The organism is Pseudoalteromonas sp. MEBiC 03607, from assembly GCF_004792295.1.
GTDB lineage: Bacteria > Pseudomonadota > Gammaproteobacteria > Enterobacterales > Alteromonadaceae > Pseudoalteromonas > Pseudoalteromonas lipolytica_C.
This window is the reverse complement of sequence record NZ_SRRY01000001.1, coordinates 1,279,512-1,297,218: the sequence shown is the minus strand read 5'-3', so window position 1 is coordinate 1,297,218 and position 17,707 is coordinate 1,279,512. Positions and strand designations below refer to the sequence as shown.

At 41.6% G+C, this 17,707-nt stretch carries 19 protein-coding genes; 9 read left to right on the top strand and 10 right to left on the bottom strand.

All coding sequences use genetic code 11. From position 1 onward, the window contains the following. Positions 1-26: 26 nt before the first annotated feature. Genes parE through E5N72_RS05905 form a run of 5 tightly spaced genes read right to left on the bottom strand, consistent with a single transcriptional unit; the run spans position 27 to position 4,364 of the window. A complete protein-coding gene (parE, locus tag E5N72_RS05925; RefSeq protein ID WP_135923625.1) occupies positions 27-1,916 on the bottom strand; it encodes a DNA topoisomerase IV subunit B in 1,890 nt (629 codons plus the stop codon). A gap of 33 nt (positions 1,917-1,949) precedes the next feature. Beyond that, a complete protein-coding gene (locus tag E5N72_RS05920) occupies positions 1,950-2,510 on the bottom strand; it encodes a YqiA/YcfP family alpha/beta fold hydrolase (RefSeq protein WP_135923624.1) in 561 nt (186 codons plus the stop codon). After that, positions 2,495-3,277 (bottom strand): metallophosphoesterase, encoded by a 783-nt coding sequence (locus E5N72_RS05915; RefSeq protein WP_135923623.1) that lies wholly within the window; start codon positions 3,275-3,277, stop codon positions 2,495-2,497. The genes E5N72_RS05920 and E5N72_RS05915 overlap by 16 nt, the downstream gene beginning before the upstream one ends. Beyond that, on the bottom strand, positions 3,264-3,722 hold the full coding sequence (locus E5N72_RS05910) for a DUF1249 domain-containing protein (RefSeq protein ID WP_135923622.1): 459 nt from the start codon (positions 3,720-3,722) through the stop codon (positions 3,264-3,266). Before E5N72_RS05910 ends, E5N72_RS05915 begins: the two co-directional genes overlap by 14 nt. A gap of 9 nt (positions 3,723-3,731) precedes the next feature. Further along, entirely contained in the window at positions 3,732-4,364 is a 633-nt protein-coding gene (locus E5N72_RS05905; RefSeq protein WP_135923621.1) for an NUDIX domain-containing protein, read from the bottom strand. 150 nt (positions 4,365-4,514) lie between these two features. Here E5N72_RS05905 and tolC point away from each other — a divergent pair, with 150 nt between their 5' ends. The 3 genes from tolC to E5N72_RS05890 all read left to right on the top strand — a co-directional run bounded on the left by tolC (position 4,515) and on the right by E5N72_RS05890 (position 7,524). Next, the gene (gene tolC / locus E5N72_RS05900) at positions 4,515-5,855 is read left to right on the top strand and encodes an outer membrane channel protein TolC (protein WP_135923620.1); all 1,341 of its coding nucleotides are present in this window, start codon (positions 4,515-4,517) and stop codon (positions 5,853-5,855) included. Between the two features lie 107 nt (positions 5,856-5,962). After that, complete coding sequence (gene lpxL / locus E5N72_RS05895) at positions 5,963-6,889, top strand: LpxL/LpxP family Kdo(2)-lipid IV(A) lauroyl/palmitoleoyl acyltransferase (RefSeq protein ID WP_135923619.1); 927 nt, start codon at positions 5,963-5,965, stop codon at positions 6,887-6,889. A gap of 59 nt (positions 6,890-6,948) precedes the next feature. After that, the gene (locus E5N72_RS05890; RefSeq protein WP_135923618.1) at positions 6,949-7,524 is read left to right on the top strand and encodes a TcpQ domain-containing protein; all 576 of its coding nucleotides are present in this window, start codon (positions 6,949-6,951) and stop codon (positions 7,522-7,524) included. Between the two features lie 7 nt (positions 7,525-7,531). Here the strand turns inward: E5N72_RS05890 and glnE are convergent, their stop codons facing one another. After that, the gene (glnE, locus tag E5N72_RS05885; RefSeq protein ID WP_135923617.1) at positions 7,532-10,318 is read right to left on the bottom strand and encodes a bifunctional [glutamate--ammonia ligase]-adenylyl-L-tyrosine phosphorylase/[glutamate--ammonia-ligase] adenylyltransferase; all 2,787 of its coding nucleotides are present in this window, start codon (positions 10,316-10,318) and stop codon (positions 7,532-7,534) included. Positions 10,319-10,390: 72 nt separating this feature from the next. Between glnE and E5N72_RS05880 the strand changes: the two genes are divergently transcribed. From E5N72_RS05880 to ruvX, 6 genes are all read left to right on the top strand, one after another. Next, positions 10,391-11,284 carry a hypothetical protein gene (locus tag E5N72_RS05880; protein ID WP_135923616.1) on the top strand — a complete coding sequence of 298 codons (894 nt, stop codon included), beginning with the start codon at positions 10,391-10,393 and terminating at the stop codon, positions 11,282-11,284. 27 nt (positions 11,285-11,311) lie between these two features. Then, the gene (locus E5N72_RS05875; RefSeq protein ID WP_135923615.1) at positions 11,312-11,773 is read left to right on the top strand and encodes a hypothetical protein; all 462 of its coding nucleotides are present in this window, start codon (positions 11,312-11,314) and stop codon (positions 11,771-11,773) included. A gap of 69 nt (positions 11,774-11,842) precedes the next feature. After that, positions 11,843-12,577: a 16S rRNA (uracil(1498)-N(3))-methyltransferase gene (gene rsmE / locus E5N72_RS05870; RefSeq protein ID WP_135923614.1), complete on the top strand. Its 735-nt coding sequence runs from the start codon at positions 11,843-11,845 to the stop codon at positions 12,575-12,577. A gap of 69 nt (positions 12,578-12,646) precedes the next feature. After that, positions 12,647-13,600, top strand: coding sequence for a glutathione synthase (gene gshB / locus E5N72_RS05865; RefSeq protein WP_135923613.1), 954 nt, complete (start codon positions 12,647-12,649; stop codon positions 13,598-13,600). A 24-nt stretch (positions 13,601-13,624) separates the two neighbouring features. After that, positions 13,625-14,182, top strand: a complete 558-nt coding sequence (locus E5N72_RS05860) for a YqgE/AlgH family protein (protein WP_135923612.1) — start codon at positions 13,625-13,627, stop codon at positions 14,180-14,182. Between the two features lie 21 nt (positions 14,183-14,203). Next, entirely contained in the window at positions 14,204-14,653 is a 450-nt protein-coding gene (ruvX, locus tag E5N72_RS05855; RefSeq protein ID WP_135923611.1) for a Holliday junction resolvase RuvX, read from the top strand. Here ruvX and E5N72_RS05850 read toward each other — a convergent pair. The 4 genes from E5N72_RS05850 to E5N72_RS05840 are packed head-to-tail and all read right to left on the bottom strand — an operon-like array spanning position 14,650 to position 17,706. After that, entirely contained in the window at positions 14,650-15,195 is a 546-nt protein-coding gene (locus E5N72_RS05850) for a hypothetical protein (protein WP_240704502.1), read from the bottom strand. The genes ruvX and E5N72_RS05850 overlap by 4 nt on opposite strands. Further along, positions 15,183-15,518 (bottom strand): hypothetical protein, encoded by a 336-nt coding sequence (locus E5N72_RS20705; RefSeq protein ID WP_240704501.1) that lies wholly within the window; start codon positions 15,516-15,518, stop codon positions 15,183-15,185. The genes E5N72_RS05850 and E5N72_RS20705 overlap by 13 nt, the downstream gene beginning before the upstream one ends. Continuing rightward, entirely contained in the window at positions 15,518-16,651 is a 1,134-nt protein-coding gene (locus tag E5N72_RS05845; protein ID WP_135923610.1) for a PilT/PilU family type 4a pilus ATPase, read from the bottom strand. Before E5N72_RS05845 ends, E5N72_RS20705 begins: the two co-directional genes overlap by 1 nt. 14 nt (positions 16,652-16,665) lie before the next feature. Continuing rightward, positions 16,666-17,706 carry a type IV pilus twitching motility protein PilT gene (locus E5N72_RS05840; protein ID WP_135923609.1) on the bottom strand — a complete coding sequence of 347 codons (1,041 nt, stop codon included), beginning with the start codon at positions 17,704-17,706 and terminating at the stop codon, positions 16,666-16,668. Position 17,707: the final 1 nt, after the last annotated feature.

The following is a 17,707-nucleotide window of genomic DNA, read 5'->3' as shown; positions in this document are numbered from 1 at the left end:
CCCTTTCATTCGTTCAACTACCTTAACTAAACTTGTGCGCGGTTACCGTGATCTTCTAACCACTGGCGACGGTCTGATGAACGTTTCTTTGCAAGTAACATATCCATCATCTCCATCGTTTGCTCCTCTTCGTCCAGCGTTAATTGCACTAGACGACGCGTATTTGGATCCATAGTGGTTTCACGTAATTGTAGTGGGTTCATTTCACCCAACCCTTTAAAGCGTTGAACATTGACCTTACCACGTTTCTTCTCGGCCTCAATGCGCGCTAAAATGCCGTTCTTTTCATCTTCATCAAGGGCATAATACACCTCTTTACCAATGTCGATACGGAATAATGGCGGCATTGCTACATACACGTGACCTTCTTTAATAAGTGCAGGGAAATGACGTACGAACAAAGCACACAATAGAGTCGCAATGTGTAATCCATCCGAGTCAGCATCGGCCAAGATACAAATTTTGTTATAACGCAAACCAGATAAATCACTCGAATCTGGGTCTATACCTAGTGCCACAGAGATATCATGTACCTCTTGCGACGCTAAAATCTGACCCGACTCCACTTCCCAGGTATTTAAGATTTTACCGCGCAGCGGCATGATTGCTTGGAATTCACGGTCACGCGCTTGTTTTGCTGAACCACCCGCAGAGTCACCCTCTACTAAAAACAGTTCAGTGCGGTCATTATCTTGCGCGCTACAATCGGTTAATTTACCTGGTAATGCAGGGCCAGAAGTAATGCGCTTACGCACAACTTTTTTGGCGGCACGTAAACGGCGCTGTGCATTTGAGATACATAGCTCAGCTAATAATTCTGCCGTTTCTGTGTGCTCGTTTAGCCATAAGCTAAATGAATCTTTTACTACACCAGAAACAAACGCTGCACATGAACGTGAAGATAGCTTTTCTTTGGTTTGACCAGCGAACTGTGGGTCTTGCATTTTTACCGACAACACATAGCTACAGCGCTCCCAGATATCATCAGGAGTTAGCTTTACGCCACGCGGTAATAGGTTTCTGAATTCACAGAATTCACGCATTGCTTCAAGTAAGCCTTGGCGTAAGCCATTGACGTGTGTACCACCTTGGGCAGTTGGGATTAAGTTTACATAACTTTCAGCGATTGACTCACCGCCTTCAGGTAACCAAACCACAGCCCAATCAGCGCCTTCTGTAGAGCTAGAAAATTCACCTATAAATGGGTCTTTTGGCAGTACTTCAAAACCTTTAACAGCTTCATTTAAGTAATCTTTTAAACCTGTTTCGTAATACCACTCTTGGCTTTCTTTGGTTTGCTTATTGGTAAACTTAATACGCAGGCCTGGGCATAATACTGCTTTGGCTTTTAGCAAATGATTAAGCTTAGTAATAGAGAAGTTAGCTGAGTCAAAATAGCTGGCATCAGGCCAAAAACGCACAGTTGTACCTGTATTACGCTTACCCACAGTACCAATGACGTTAAGGTCTTCAACCTTGTCACCGTTCTCAAAAGCCATACGAAATTGCTGTGCATCACGGCGCACGGTTACTTCAACACGAGTCGATAGCGCATTTACAACCGAAATACCTACCCCGTGTAGACCCCCCGAAAACTGATAGTTTTTATTTGAGAACTTACCACCGGCATGTAGCTTGGTAAAAATAAGTTCCACACCCGGAATACCTTCTTCTGGGTGAATATCAATTGGCATACCACGGCCATCATCAATAACTTCAAGTGAGTTATCTTCATGAAGAATAACATCAATTTTTGTTGCATGACCTGCCATTGCTTCGTCGACACTGTTATCGATAACCTCTTGACCTAAGTGGTTAGGACGAACCGTGTCGGTATACATACCTGGGCGGCGTTTTACGGGCTCTAACCCGTTTAAGACTTCAATTGCTTCGGCGTTATAATTTTGCTGACTCATAGTTTTTATATCTTTTATGCGCTTAGCTATGTTTTACGTGATTTTAAGAAAATCTACAATACTTGCAAAGGTTTGTTCGAAGCCGATAAAACTATGATCGCCTCCAAATTCAACGTGTTGCTTACACTGAGAATAATAGTTAACCGCCTGCTGAAAAGGCAGTACTTCATCGCCCGTTTGCTGTAGCAAATAAAGCAATGAAGGAGTGTCTAATTGCGGCAAATATAAACTGCGCAATGCATCCATGTGACGAGTACCAAGTTCGTAATGACTATCTTGATACGGGTTATAATTTGGCCCTAAATAGTTATCGAGTAACTCAAATGGGCGAACCGCAGGGTTAATCACCACCGCAGGTATCGAATAACGTTGCGACAGATAGGTCGCATAAAAACCGCCTAATGAACTACCTAGTAATACAGTATCATCATTTAGCAATTGTTCTAATTGTATAATTGCATGTAATGGCTCATGGGTTAATCGCGGCACCTGATAATCAACATTGAATTGCGCCATATGTTCACCAAAGCGCACGGCTTTGTAAGACTGTTCAGAACTATTAAAGCCATGAATATAAATTACCCGTTTAGCCATACTACATCCGTGCTTAACTGCAATTTTTGTTGTGCATCAACATTTAAGTTGATGACACGAAATGCGGGGCCTAAATCGTCTTGCTGCCATGCCATCGTGTGCTTGGTAAATTGTATCGAGCTGGCTGGTGTAGCAAACACGCTAAGATCTCGGTAAGTTTGCGTGTATTCATGATGCACATGGCCATGAAACACACCAATACACTGCTCACTATTAACACACATGTTTAAAAACTGTGGGCCATTTTCTAGCATATGTTTATCTAAATAAGCTTGAATTGGCAACGGATTATGATGACAAAACACCACGCTTGGAACTTGCCCTATTGCTTGGCTTAATTCATTCAAATGCGTGTGTGTTACCCAACCTGCTGGCGTCGGACCTTTTGAGTTTGCTAAAAGCAGTTGCCCACCTAAAAACGTAATGCGTTTACTGTTTAAAATTTGCGGGCTTGTAAGCTTTTCATATTCAGCGAGTTCATCATGATTGCCAGGCAACCAAAATACCGGGCAGCTGAGCGCTGAATCTGTAATTAATTTAGCAAAAAGTTGATAAGACTCGCTGCTGTGATCTTGTGTTAAGTCGCCACCAAACACCACACAATCAGCATCTAGCTCAGCAATGGCATGTAAACAGCGCGCAAAATACGCAGCCGTATTCACGTTAAAGTATTCACCCGTTGTGTCTTTTGATAAGTGGCAATCAGTGATATGGGCAACTTTCAGTGCTGTTTTATCAAAATGATAGCGGTCACTAAACCAAGCCATTATTTACATCCCAATTTAAAACTGCTCGGCCATTTTCAACACAGGCAACCAACCAGTCATACAAAAAGGCATTAAGCTGATACTTTTCATCTTTTTGGTGCATACTCGGATTCGGGTACGCGTATGAGGGCTTGATACGTTGATGAAAATCATGATGAATGATTTCAGCCACTTTCGCATCATGATACATACGGACCGTTAGATATAGAGGCTGTAATGAACTCAATTGTCCAGTTTCTTGATTAATAGAGATATCGGTGGTGTATTTAGCCGTATCGTCCACTTTTATCACAAAAGTGCTCTGACCTAACTGAACTTTTCGCTCCTGCCCTACCAAACGCTCACGTGGCAATAATTTTAGTGCACGCGCATAGTTGTGTTCACACAATGTTAAGTACTTGGGTAAACTTTGAATATAGCGCTGTTCGGCAGTGACGTAGGCCAAAATAATCCCCTATTTATTGTTCCAATCAGACAGTATACGTTGCTTATTAAGTGCTAACCACTGTAATGAGATCACAGTTGCAGCGTTATCAATTTCGCCTTGCTCTAAACGTAGCATGGCCTCTTGATATGACATTACATGGGTTTTGATATCTTCATCTTCATTATCTAGACCAAAAAGGCCACCTTGATACCCAGATAAGTCAGTGCGCGCCAAATATAAGTACAAACGCTCAGTCGTACCACCAGGGCTTGAAAGATACGACATCATAAATTCGAGCTCATTAAGTTCAATGCCCGCTTCTTCAAACGCTTCTCGCTTGGCAACCTCTTCGTAGTCAGTACTACCATCAGCCATGCCAGCGATACACTCAAGTAACCAAGGAGACTGCTTTGATGCCATTGCACCAATCCTGATTTGCTCAATAAGCAACACTTGATCAGTAACAGGGTCATAAGGAAGTACAGCTACAGCATGGCCACGCTCTAAAATTTCACGCTTAATCTCCACCGATTTACCACCAGCAAACAGCGCATGATGAAAGCGATACACATTAATTTTAAAAAAACCATCATAAACTCGCTCAATTGGCTTTAACTCTATGTCGTCATGGCTAAATTGTGAGATTGCTGATATTTTCATTCACTATTTCCTGTAAGTATTACGTAAAATTTATCGTCAATTATATTCTGTTACACTTGGACATGTAGATTTACGTAATTTTTTTTTGGTTATTCATTAAAAAAGAGTACCATGTTGGCAGTACGAAATTGTCTAAGGACTGAACAAAAAATGAAAAAAACATTACTCGCTGCGCTGATTGGTTTTTCTAGCGCATTGACTGCAACAGCAAGTAACGCTGAAGACCTACTTCAAGTTTACGAGATCGCAACCGCAAACGATCCTACCGTACTTAAAGCAAAAGCCCAAGCAGATGCGCAAGCCTATGAGAGCGATCGCGCGTTAAGTGCACTATTACCACAAATTGGCTTAAGCCTTGGCTATGAAAAAACTAAGTCGGACCTATACGATGGTAATGATGCTACAGGCTATGCTGGTTATGATTATGACCCTGACGTTTTCAGTCGTGGCCTTAGCTTAAGTCAAACATTGTTCGATTTAGGTGCATGGAACTCACTTGGTATTGCAGAAAAACAAGCATTACAAGCAACTGCACAGTATGACTTTGCACGCCAAGACCTAATCGTTCGTGTTGCTGAAGGTTATTTCAATGTATTAAGCGCCATTGATAACCTTGAGTTCGTACAAGCAGAAAAACGTGCTATCGAACGTCAGTTACAACAAACTAAAGAGCGTTATGCGGTAGGTTTAACTGCGATCACTGACGTTCATGAAGCACAAGCTCAGTTCGATAACTCAGTAGCACAAGAAATTGTGGCTAAAAATAGTGTTGAAACAGCACGTGAGCAACTTCGTGAAATCACGGGTAAATACCACGCTAAGTTAGATGTATTAAATACAGAAACCTTTTCGACGGTTGCACCTAATAAACAATCAACTGACTTTATAAAAATTGCCGAAGACAACAACTTAAACCTGCAAGTGTCTAAAGTAACGGTTGATATTGCAAAAGACCAAATCGATTTAGCAAAAGCAGGTCACTATCCTAAGCTAACTTTGAACGCGTCTTATGGTGACAGCCTGACAGATTTAAACAGTAATTCACATCAACCACGTGAAGACAGTGCAAAAGTGGGTGTTAACTTCAGCTTACCTATTTACTCAGGTGGAGCAACGACAGCAGCAACAGATCAAGCTCGCGCTTACTATGTTGCAGCAAGCGAAGACTTAGAAGCAAGCCTACGTGCAGTGACACGCTCAGTGATCACGTCATATAATCAAGTGGTCTCTGACATCGCAACTTACAAAGCACTTCAACAAGCTGTTGTTTCTGCAGAAAGTGCGCTTAAAGCTACTGAAGCAGGCTTTGAAGTTGGTACACGTACTATCGTTGACGTATTGATCAGCACACAAAACCTGTATAACGCAAAAAGTAACTTAGCGAATGTTCGTTACCGTTATGTTGTTTCTACACTACGCTTGAAACAAGCTGCCGGTACCCTAACTAGCGAAGACCTTATTGCAATTAATCAAGGTTTAAAAGAAATCTAATCATTTCTTCTAATTGAGTCCTTAAATTAAAGCCAGCCTAGCGCTGGCTTTTTGTATTTTTAAAGACATACAGTTAAACTAGCTTTTTTATTTTTAGAGATTTTTTTGTGGTTAGTTCATCTCCGTTTAAAGCGTCTTTTTTAGGCCCACGTTACTGGTTAACTTGGATTGGCGTGTTCTTTTTATATCTTATCTCTTGGTTACCACACAAATTACAACTTGCACTAGGTAAACTACTTGGCCGTTTAGTGCATCGCTTTATGAAACGCCGTCGCCATATCGCTGAGGTCAACATTCGTTTATGTTTTCCTGATATGCCAGAACATGAACAGCGCGAATTAGTTCGTAAAAATATGGAAAACACCGGTATTGCCATGATGGAAACTGGCATGGCTTGGTGGTGGCCCGAGTGGCGTGTAAAAAAAGTATATGGCTCCATTAAGGGCCTAGAATACTTTGAGCAAATCCAGCAATCAGGAAAAGGGGTATTGTTACTTGTACCGCATATTCTGCATTTAGAAATGGCAAGCCGTGTCATGGGTTTAAAACACCAAGGCATTGGTTTTTATCGCCCTCATAATAATCCTTTGATGGAATACTTTACGACGAATGGGCGCTTACGCTCAAACGAATACTTAATTGGCAAGCGAGATGTAAAGGGTTTACTAAAAGCACTTAAAAATAAAAAAGTGTGCTATTACCTTCCTGATCAAGATTATGGCCGTAATCGCTGTGAGTTTGCGCCTTTTTATGCAGTAAAAGAGACAGCAACAACAACAGGGACTTTGCTTTTCGCTAATAGCAAAAACTGCGAAACTGTCAGCCTAACCAGCCGACGTGATGAACAAGGTCGCTACCATTTAGAAGTACTGCCTATTTTGCACGATTTCCCAAGTGGCGATGATCTAAAAGATGTAACACGTGTCAATCAACGAATGGAACAAGCCATAGATAATGCCCCAGAGCAATACATGTGGTTACATCGACGTTTTAAAACGCGCCCTGATAAGAACGCACCTTCTTATTACAAGTAGAGTGACAATTTTTAATTAGTATGTTTTTATTAAGGTAATAAACAACAAGAGTATTAGAAATGTGGTTCTGGGTTAAGCATTTATCATTAGCTTTTATTTTAATTGCTGCTGCAATCTACTTTTTATTCGGTAGCGGTCCGGTATTTGATATGAAAGAAACAAAAAATGCCGCTGCTCAGGGGTTGTCTCGCTTTTATTCTGCGTTACGTAACCAAGTAAACAGCAAAGATAACGAACGTGATAAATACGTTCTCAAGTTACCAACACCTGCAACAAGTTTAGATGTTGCACTATTTGAGCGCGAAAAAGTAGTTGAACCATCGTCACCAAACTGGACCGGCGATATTCAACCGCGCCGCTTTGAAAATGGTAATACGTTAAAAGACGTGCTCTCTGATTATGCCCGTAATGAAGACATTGTACTTTATTGGTATTTAAGTAAAGACTATGTCGTTAAAGATCATTTTCGTGTTGATAGTAATTTTGTTTCAACACTGTATCAGGTTGGCCGTGCCATCAATGACGACTTCGAAAATGAGGTTTATACCTTCTTTTGTTTTAAGCAAAGAGCTGCTGTTATCACTGAGCTCCCCTCTGCTTATGTGCGAGAGAACTGCCGCCGCTTAAAAAGCTAGCTAATATCTAAAACACCTCTTGCCACGCCAGACTTACTAAGTCGATGTGCTGAGTTAACTCAGCACGTGGCGCACAACGACCTTGCTGATCTAAACTCATTACATGATAGCGTGAGCGATAGGTAATATATGCCTCGACCAATTCCTGCTGCATTTGCTCTGTGATACAACCTAAACGTGCAGCATCAGCTAAAATGCGCACGTTATCAGACCAAGTGGTTAGCTCTGGATGCTGCATCGCATTATTCAGCACCAGATATTGAGTGATAAACTCAATATCTGTGATACCACCTCTATCTTGTTTTAAATCAAATAGTTCATCATTCCCTTTCGCTAGGTGAGTGCGCATTTTTTCGCGCATCTCGATGACCTCTTTTTTCAGCTTTTCTGTATCACGTGCTTGGCACAACACATCTTTACGGATCGCAGTAAAGCGCTCGTGTAATGAAACTTGCCCATAAATCATGCGTGAACGGACTAAAGCTTGGTGTTCCCACGTCCATGCTTGAGTTTGCTGGTAGTGATAATAACTTTCTAAATTAATAGCCAGTAAGCCCGATGCCCCTTCGGGACGTAAACGGGTATCAAGTTCATACAAAATGCCAGACGCTGTTCGCGTGTTGAATAAGTGCATTAGTCGCTGCGCGAGCTTTAAATAAAACTGACGTGAATCAATTGATTTATCACCGTCGGTATAACTACTGCCATCGTGATTATGCACAAATACCAGATCAAGATCTGAATCGTAGCCAACTTCAAAGCCACCCGTTTTACCATATGCAATAACTGCAAAGCCCTTTTCTTGATCAGAAGTATTGGCTGGCCGACCAAAGCGCTCAACACAAGCATGCCAGGCAATATTGACAGCTTGCTCTACAATAGCCTCAGCAAGCGCAGTAAGGTGATCGCTAACCTTCATCACACTAAGCACACCGGTTGCATCGGCGGCAGCAATGCGTAACTGATGCGTTTGTTTAAACTGACGAAGTGCTTCCATTTGCAGCTCTAAATCGCCATGCTCTATACGCAAGAAATACTGCCTAATTTCATCTTTGTAAGCAGATAAAGGCGTCGGTTTATAGAGCACCTGAGGATCAATCAGCTCATCGAGTAAGATTGGGTAACGCGAAATATGTTCACCAATCCATTTACTATGACAGCAAAGTGCAACTAGTTGATTTAATGCGCCTGGATTTTCATATAACAGCTCAAGGTAAGCGGTTCGAGAAATAATTTTATTCAGCACTTGGCTTATCATGTTAAATGCTTCGCCACTTGCCTTGGCAACAGTAAGCTGTTTAAGCAACAGTGGCATTAATTTGTCGAGAATATCTCTGCCGCGCGTGCCTATTTTCGCCTTCGTTAAGCGCGCTTTAAAGTCTTCAAGCGCCGCTTGCCAGTCAAGGTTAGGCTCGCACATCAAACTAACATCTGTCATCTCCCACGCGCTAATATACTCACTTTCACAGGGATCTGCGCTCTCACTTTCAAAGCCAATGACTTGCTCAAACTCATTATGCACTTCAGCCATCACCTGCTCGATTGCAGCTAAGCAGTGGCTAAAATCAGCCTTATTAAGTAAATAACAAAGGCGCTGCTGATTAAGCTCATCATCAGGTAGTGTCTGAGTTTGTTTATCAGCAAAAATTTGCAAATACTGCTCTACACGGCGTAATTCTAGGTAGTTCTGTTTTAACAATTGCGCTTCCGTGGATGTCATAACTTGATTATTAACCAGCTCTTTTAGAGCCAACAGTAATGACTGCGTTTGCAAGTTTGCTTCTCGACCACCACGCACCATTTGCAGAGCTTGCACTACAAACTCCACTTCACGAATACCACCTGCACCGAGTTTTATGTTATTGGTTAAACGTTTACGACGTACTTCTTGAGCAATCATATGCTTCATTTTTCTAAGTGACTCAATCACTGAAAAATCAATATAACGCCTGTAAACAAACGGCCTTAACAGTTCGTAAAACTCACTCCAATAGCGATTCTCAGTACCAATTAAACGCCCTTTGAGCATGGCATAGCGTTCCCACTCTCGACCTTGTTCTTGATAATAATCTTCCATAGCATGGAAGCTCATCACCAATGGACCACTTTCGCCAAAAGGCCGCAAACGCATATCTACTCGAAAAACCTGGCCGTTCACTGTTGTCTGGTTAAGCGCCATAATTAACTTTTGCGCTACCTTGGTATAAAAAACTTGAGCTTCAACTGAACGACGACCACCTTGTGTTGCAACATCTCGTGGATAAGAAAAAATGAGATCGATATCCGATGAATAGTTAAGCTCTCTTCCTCCTAACTTTCCCATACCAAGAACCAACATAGGGATGGCATTTCCGTCAGCATCGACTGGAGTGCCGCTTACTTTAGCAACTTGCGCAAAAGCCCATTGATTTGCGCTGTCAATAAGCTGGTTTGCCAGCTCAGAGATATAAGCAATGCTGTCAGCAATTGGGTTTGCACAACACAAATCTAGATACGCAACTTTCAACCAATATTTTTCACGATATAAACGCAATTTTGCCATTGCTGCTGAATCGTCAAGTTCACTTAGGTCACTGTTACTTAATGGCGACTCTACCACGCGGTTAGCACATTCTGTTTCATCAAGTAACCATGTTCTCAAAGCCGGCTGTGATTGTAAGCAGTGCCAAGCAAAATCACTTAATGATAATAACTTAGCGATATTTTCGTCGACATCTTGATCAGGGTATAAGCTAGTAAAGCGGGTTTGGCCTAACTGTTGAACTGACGTTGGAAGCGGATACGAATTACTCATTAAATACTCTCTTTTAACTTGCCAATAACCGTACTAGAATGATTATCAAAGATTTATTTAGCAGGGATCTGCATGTCATATTTATCATTATCTAACACTAGTTTAGTCGCGATTGCTATTAGTTTTGCGGTTATTTGTATCACCATAGTACTGCTGCGTATCCTAACGCAAATAAAGGCAAAACAAGCCCTTAAAGAAGAACTGGCGCAACATGATAATTTTGCTATGGGAATAAGCTTTGCCAGTGAGATCTTAGTTGTCATTGCTACCATTGCTTACATCTTTGATGAAATAAGTCTAAGCGCGGCTCAATCAAACCCTTTGAAAGTATTGATACTCATTTTTTTATTATTTTCTTTCATTAAGATTGGTCATTTAATACACCGAAAATGGATTTTATATCGCTTTAACGAAGAAGCGGCTATTTTAAAACAGAATGTCTGCGCTGCACTGGTTGATTCAGGTATGCTGATAGCTAACTGTATCATTTGTCTTGGTTTATACAATTGGTCGCATACGCAAGGTTTTAGTAGTTTACTTATTGCTACCGTTAGCTTTTTTGTTATACAAGGCATGTTTGCTCTTGATACTAAGATCCGCGAGTACCGCTTTGCAAAAGCCAACCAAGGGGCATCGCTGCAAAGTAACTTTAATTTAGAAAACACATCTATCGGCATACGTTATGCCGGGAAATCGATCGGCCTAGCACTTTCTGGCTACGCTGGTCTTTCCAGTGCATCCTTTATTAGTGGTAAGATGGTAGAAAATTTATTCACTTTAGTATCACATTGTGGTGCTATGTGGGTGTTATTGTATGTTTTGAGCTACATTATTAAATATATTTCCTTACCCAATATTGATACATCTCTGGAAGTTGATCACCAAGATAATATTGGAATTGCGTGTATCGAATTTGCCGTTTTTGGTGCTATAGGCTATTTACTAATTAGTATGTTTTCAATTTGATCAGAAGTGTTTGAATCGTGGGGCTTTATGCCAAATAAAATTAATAATTTTTTATTAGTCGATATCGACAATGAGTTTAGTCGAGCATTCGCTGAGCATTATTTTGCTAAAGCTGAAAGCTCTACACTTGTTGTGGCTGGTGCTAATAGCCGACAAATGGTCAAGCTGATGTTCGATGAACTAATTAAAGATTATTGCTACTGCGATTTTAGCAATGAAATAAGCGTTTCTGAGCTAGCCAGCTATTTGCACGAGCATCACACAATACAGGGAGTACTCATTAATCTAACTGATTACCAACTGGCTGATGATGCACAAAAGTTTATTTATAATTCATTACACAAGATAAGGTACTTAGTTCAACAAGACGAGCAAGGTTTTAGCTTTACCCCCTGCCCTGATGCTGCTCATATTAACCACCTTTCTTGCCAATCTGAGATTGCCGAAACCACCGCTCACGTCTTAAGTGCAAAAGACGACCTTAAATAACAAATAAATAATTGCACCTAAACCGCTGTATACTTACCATATTGCTAAAATTATTGATAAGTGACAGCCATGCGAGTACCTCATATTTACCAACCTTCAGCGATTTCTTTAAACACTCCTGTAGCACTTGATGATGATGCAGCAGGTCATGTTGGCCGAGTGTTACGTATGCAAGTCGGAGATAAAGTATCTATTTTTAATGGCGAAGGCGGTGAATACCTCAGCGAAATCATCGAGGTCAGTAAAAAAACAGTCGTTGTTGAGCCGCAAGAGTTTATCGATCACGACGTTGAATCACCACTTAAAATTCACTTGGGCCAAGGCATCTCTCGTGGCGATAAAATGGATTTCACCATTCAAAAATCGGTGGAGTTAGGTATCACTGAAATTACCCCTATTTTTAGTCAACGCTGTGGTGTAAAACTGAGTGGCGACAGACTGCAGAAAAAACACCAACAATGGCAAAAAATTGCAATTGCTGCAGCTGAGCAATCTGGCCGTAACTTCGTGCCTGTTGTGCATCCACCTATCGATATAAAAGTGTGGTTAGAACAAGCTAGCGAAGCAATTAAACTTACCCTACACCCTCGTGCTGAGCATAGTATTAAAACCATTGAAGTGCCTAGCGAAGGTGTGCGCTTTTTAGTTGGCCCTGAAGGCGGTTTTACTGATGAAGAAATTAACATTGCAAAGCAACAAGCCTTCGTTGATATTCGCTTAGGCCCACGCGTACTTCGAACAGAAACAGCCGCACTGACTGTTTTAAGCGCATTGCAATTACAGTTTGGCGACTTAGCCAATTGAAAATGGTAAAAATACCCATATATCAAAGTTACTAAATACAGTATGGCACTTCGATTCTAAGGCAAAAATATGGCAATTAAGTTAGGCATAATCTCTGATCCAATTAGTGGCTTTAACATAAAAAAAGACACTGGCTTCGCAATGATGATGGAAGCACAAAAACGTGGCTACGAACTTTATTACATGGAAATGGACGACCTGTCACTGCGTCAAGGTCAAGGCTATGCAACAGCTGCCAAAGCCCGTGTATTTGACGATGTAAATCATTGGTACGAATTAGAAGAAAAAGCCACCGTTGCCCTTGCTGATTTAGACGTGATCTTAATGCGTAAAGATCCACCTTTTGATACTGAATATATTTACGCAACCTATATTTTAGAGCGCGCAGAACAAGCTGGCACATTAGTTATTAACAAACCGCAAAGTTTGCGTGATGCAAACGAAAAACTGTTCACCGCTTGGTTTAGTGAACATACACCAGATACATTAGTAACGCGAAGCCAAGCAGATATTCGCGCATTTTTAGCTGAGCATAAAGACATCATACTAAAACCACTTGATGGTATGGGCGGTGCCTCTATCTTTCGTGTTAAAGAAGATGATGCCAATATTGGTGTAATTTGCGAAACATTAACCGAGCATGGTAGCCGCTTTGCAATGGCACAAAACTATATTCCTGAAATCAAACAAGGCGATAAACGTGTCCTTGTCGTTGATGGTGAAGTCATGCCTTACTGCCTAGCACGAATTCCACAAAATGGTGAAACGCGCGGTAATCTAGCAGCAGGTGGCCGTGGTGAAGCTCGCCCTATTAGCGAATCAGATCGCAAAATCGCCGAAGCAGTCGCACCAACGTTAAAAGAAAAAGGCCTTATTTTTGTGGGCTTAGACATCATTGGTGACCGCTTAACTGAAATCAACGTCACTGCGCCGACTTGTGTAAAAGAAATTGAAGCCGCGTACGACATTTCTATCACTGGTAAGTTATTTGATGCCATTGAGAGCAAACTGAGCCATACTTAATCTAAACAACAAAAGGGGCGACCTATGCAGTCATTAGAGAATCATTTCTTAATCGCGATGCCAAGCATGCAAGACCCTTTTTTTAAACGTGCTGTCACTTATATTTGTGAGCACAATCAAGAGGGTGCTATGGGGCTGGTTATTAATCAGCCTATTAATATTACTGTGGGTGAATTACTCGATAAAATCGAGATTGATAACGACAAAAATAAGCAAGCCGCAGGGCTTGCTGTTTATGCTGGCGGCCCCGTAAAAACAGACCGCGGCTTTGTGTTACATTCTCCTAAGCATGGCTATTCATCAAGCCAAAAGCTTAGCAGTGATATTATGATCACCACTTCAAAAGATGTGCTGGCAAGCTTAACCACTAATGAAGCACCTGAACAATTTATTATTACTTTAGGTTATGCAGGTTGGGAGCAGGGTCAACTTGAGCAAGAGCTGCTAGAAAATTCATGGCTTATCATAAAAGCAGATCCAGATATCATCTTCAACACCCCTGTTGAAAAGCGCTGGGAAAAAGCGGTATCCATGTTGGGGTTTGATGTAAGTCAGCTAAGCTCTGAAGCCGGCCATGCCTAACATAAATGAATTATTGAAACTATGACAAAAAGAACATTTAAGCCCGTAGGTGAGCGCACCGTTATGGGCTTTGATTTTGGCACCAAAAGTATTGGTATCGCCATAGGCCAAGAGCTAACCGGCACAGCCTCAAGCCTTCAAGCAGTGAAAGCCAAAGACGGTATTCCTGATTGGCAGCAAATAAAAAAGCAAGTAGATGACTGGCAACCAGATCTAATGGTAGTTGGTTTACCGCTTAATATGGATGGCAGCAATCAAGAAGTCACTTTTAAAGCCAAGAAGTTTGCAAACCGTTTGCATAATCACTTTGCTATCCCGGTTGAAACTCAAGACGAACGACTAACAACCGCAGATGCCAAAGCGCGTTTATTCGAACAAGGTGGTTACCGTAACCTTGGTAAAGGTAACGTTGATAATATGTCTGCGGTGATCATCTTAGAAAGTTTTTTTGAGCAATCTTATGGCGACTAACGCGCTTTGTTAATCACGGTATAGTCGTTTAAATCTGGAATAAAGCCTGCCTCTCGGTAGGCTTTTTCAATAGCGCTGCTATTACGAAGCTGCTGTAAGCCTTTTTGAATTGCTGCAAAGGCGGCTTTTCCGTCTGGATGCTTTTTCGAAATAATAAAGTGACGGCTATCATTTAATTGCAATACCACGTTAGGTACTGCAACCAGTTCAATATTTTCCAAACTGTAACGATTATTGAGACTTGGCATTAAAGGCATCATCATAAAATCAACCCACTGCATCGATACCGTGCGGACTTGCCCAAGCCACTCATCTTCTCTGAGCAGCTCTTTGAGCGGTAGAGCCGATAACGTTTGCCAGTCAGTTTGCCAACGAGGTGTTGAAACCGCAGTTAATTGCTTAAAGTCAGCAAACTGCTTTAATTGCAGTGCTTTTTTATTGTTTGGGGACGTGAATATACCAGCAAAATATTCACCAATACGGATCACGGGATCTGAAATATACACAGACTCAGCAAGCTGCTTTGCATCTACTGACCACACACTATCAAGCTAAGTAATAACTGGCCATCTTCTAAAAGCTTGGTGTTACGGTAATTAGCATTACCTTTGTGATAGCGAAATGATTTATTGAAACCACCTAAGCTCAACGCTTGTTGAGCAATGATCATATCAACTACATCACGGCGGATGTAAGCTCCACTAAAGTCTTTTACTTCAATAGGTTTACGACCATTTAAGAAGCGACTGTAATCGTCATAAACATCATCGCGGATAAAAATAACAACATCTTCAACAACATTACTAGACGCCTCAAAGGCAGTTACCAGCAGTATAAAGGCAGCTATAATTATCCGCGAAAACATTATATATCGCTCTTCTCGTCAAGGCCGTCGATGGTAACACCTTGTAAGAAACCAGCACCTTTTTGCTCATTATTTTGCAATTTGATCATCAAGCGCAAGTCGTTTGGTGAGTCGGCATGATGAAGCGCATCAGCGTAATTAATTCGACGCTGTTTATAAAGCTCAAATAACGCTTGGTCAAAGGTTTGCATGCCCATTTCTTTCGATTTCGCCATGGTTTCTTTGATAGAGCCAATATCACCACGTTTGATAAGCTCAGCCACCATCGGTGAGTTAAGCAGAATTTCGATAGCTGCAACACGGCCCTCACCATCGGCTGTAGGTATCAACTGCTGGGCAACAATGGCACGTAAGTTTAGTGCTAAGTCGTACTTTAATTTATCGTGCTTCTCTTTTGGTACTAAGTGCATGATACGGTCAATGGCTTGGTTGGCGTTGTTGGCGTGCAGTGTTGCTACACACAAATGACCGGTTTCGGCAAAGCTTAGGGCATATTCCATGGTTTCTTGGGAGCGTATCTCACCAATCAAGATAACATCGGGTGCTTGACGCAGTGAACTTTTCAGAGCGGATTCAAAGCTTTCTGTATCTAAACCAACTTCACGTTGGGTGATGATACTTTTACGATGTTCATGAACAAATTCAATCGGGTCTTCAATCGTTAAAATATGACCTCGCTGATTGCGGTTACGATAACCCAGAAGCGCTGCTAATGACGTTGATTTACCGGTACCTGTACCACCCACAAACAATACTAAACCACGCTTTGCCATGATCACATCGGTCAGTGTTGACGGCAGACCAAGCTCATTAACGTCCGGTATTTTCGTCACGATACGACGAATAACCATACCGGCACGATCTCGCTGCCAAAAAGCAGAAACACGGAAACGCCCTTCATCTGTCGCTATAGCAAAATTACACTCTTTAGTGTCATGAAATTCTTGGCGCTGCTTATCGCTCATCGCAGACTCAACTAAAGCCAGAGAGCTTTCATCAGAGAGCTTCTCATCAGTAAGATGTACAAGCTCACCATTGATTTTTGCACTCACTGGTAATTGGCTCGAAACAAATAAGTCAGACGCTTTTTTATCGATCATAACTTGTAAAAAGTGATTTAAAGGTAAAGACATCTTAAGTAACTCCGTTAGCCACCAAATTGAGTTTTATCTTGCGCTTTCGCACGTGCATCATTGGTTGTAATGATACCGAAGTTAACTAAGCTTGCTAAACATTGATCCATCGTTTGCATACCATGCGAAGCACCTGTCTGAATCGATGAGTACATTTGCGCAATCTTGTCTTCACGGATCAAGTTACGAATTGCAGGAATACCGATCATAATCTCATGAGCAGCAACTCGACCACCACCGACTTTTTTAAGTAATGTTTGCGAGATTACGGCACGTAATGATTCAGATAGCATTGATCGCACCATGTCTTTTTCTTCACCTGGGAATACGTCGATGATACGGTCGATAGTTTTTGGTGCAGAGGTAGTATGCAAAGTACCAAACACTAAGTGACCGGTTTCTGCTGCAGTCATCGCGAGGCGAATTGTTTCAAGGTCACGCAGCTCACCAACTAAGATAACATCAGGGTCTTCACGCAACGCACTTCTAAGCGCATTCGAAAAGCTATGCGTATCACGATGAACTTCACGCTGGTTAATCAAGCTCAATTTATTCTCATGTACGAATTCGATTGGATCTTCAATCGTCAAAATATGATGGTGCTTGTTCTGATTGATGTAATCGACCATTGCTGCCAGTGTCGTTGATTTACCGGAGCCGGTAGGCCCTGTCACCAACACGAGACCACGAGGGTTATCTGCAATGGTTTTAAAAATATCCGGTGCACCTAAATCATCTAGAGTCAGTACATCACTAGGGATAGTACGAAACACCGCAGCCGGGCCACGGTTTGAGTTGAATGCATTAACACGAAAACGCGCAAGATTAGGTACTTCGAAAGAAAAATCCACTTCGAGATTTTGTTCGTAGTCCTTACGCTGATTATCGTTCATAATATCGTATACCAGACTATTTACATCTTTTTGTTCTAATGCTGGAATATTAATACGACGTACATCGCCATCAACGCGTATCATAGGTGATACGCCTGATGATAAGTGTAAATCCGAGGCTTTGTGTTGCACACTAAAGGCCAATAATTCGGTAATATCCATT

Excerpts from the sequence above, each read along its gene's own strand:
- gshB (WP_135923613.1), top strand. The coding sequence starts at position 12,647 with ATGGCAATTAAGTTAGGCATAATCTCTGATCCAATTAGTGGCTTTAAC.
- parE (WP_135923625.1), bottom strand. The coding sequence starts at position 1,916 with ATGAGTCAGCAAAATTATAACGCCGAAGCAATTGAAGTCTTAAACGGG.
- E5N72_RS05860 (WP_135923612.1), top strand. The coding sequence starts at position 13,625 with ATGCAGTCATTAGAGAATCATTTCTTAATCGCGATGCCAAGCATGCAA.
- glnE (WP_135923617.1), bottom strand. The coding sequence starts at position 10,318 with ATGAGTAATTCGTATCCGCTTCCAACGTCAGTTCAACAGTTAGGCCAA.
- E5N72_RS05915 (WP_135923623.1), bottom strand. The coding sequence starts at position 3,277 with ATGGCTTGGTTTAGTGACCGCTATCATTTTGATAAAACAGCACTGAAA.
- ruvX (WP_135923611.1), top strand. The coding sequence starts at position 14,204 with ATGACAAAAAGAACATTTAAGCCCGTAGGTGAGCGCACCGTTATGGGC.
- E5N72_RS05840 (WP_135923609.1), bottom strand. The coding sequence starts at position 17,706 with ATGGATATTACCGAATTATTGGCCTTTAGTGTGCAACACAAAGCCTCG.
- rsmE (WP_135923614.1), top strand. The coding sequence starts at position 11,843 with ATGCGAGTACCTCATATTTACCAACCTTCAGCGATTTCTTTAAACACT.
- tolC (WP_135923620.1), top strand. The coding sequence starts at position 4,515 with ATGAAAAAAACATTACTCGCTGCGCTGATTGGTTTTTCTAGCGCATTG.
- E5N72_RS05875 (WP_135923615.1), top strand. The coding sequence starts at position 11,312 with ATGCCAAATAAAATTAATAATTTTTTATTAGTCGATATCGACAATGAG.
- E5N72_RS05905 (WP_135923621.1), bottom strand. The coding sequence starts at position 4,364 with ATGAAAATATCAGCAATCTCACAATTTAGCCATGACGACATAGAGTTA.
- E5N72_RS20705 (WP_240704501.1), bottom strand. The coding sequence starts at position 15,518 with ATGTTTTCGCGGATAATTATAGCTGCCTTTATACTGCTGGTAACTGCC.
- E5N72_RS05890 (WP_135923618.1), top strand. The coding sequence starts at position 6,949 with ATGTGGTTCTGGGTTAAGCATTTATCATTAGCTTTTATTTTAATTGCT.
- E5N72_RS05845 (WP_135923610.1), bottom strand. The coding sequence starts at position 16,651 with ATGTCTTTACCTTTAAATCACTTTTTACAAGTTATGATCGATAAAAAA.
- E5N72_RS05880 (WP_135923616.1), top strand. The coding sequence starts at position 10,391 with ATGTCATATTTATCATTATCTAACACTAGTTTAGTCGCGATTGCTATT.
- E5N72_RS05920 (WP_135923624.1), bottom strand. The coding sequence starts at position 2,510 with ATGGCTAAACGGGTAATTTATATTCATGGCTTTAATAGTTCTGAACAG.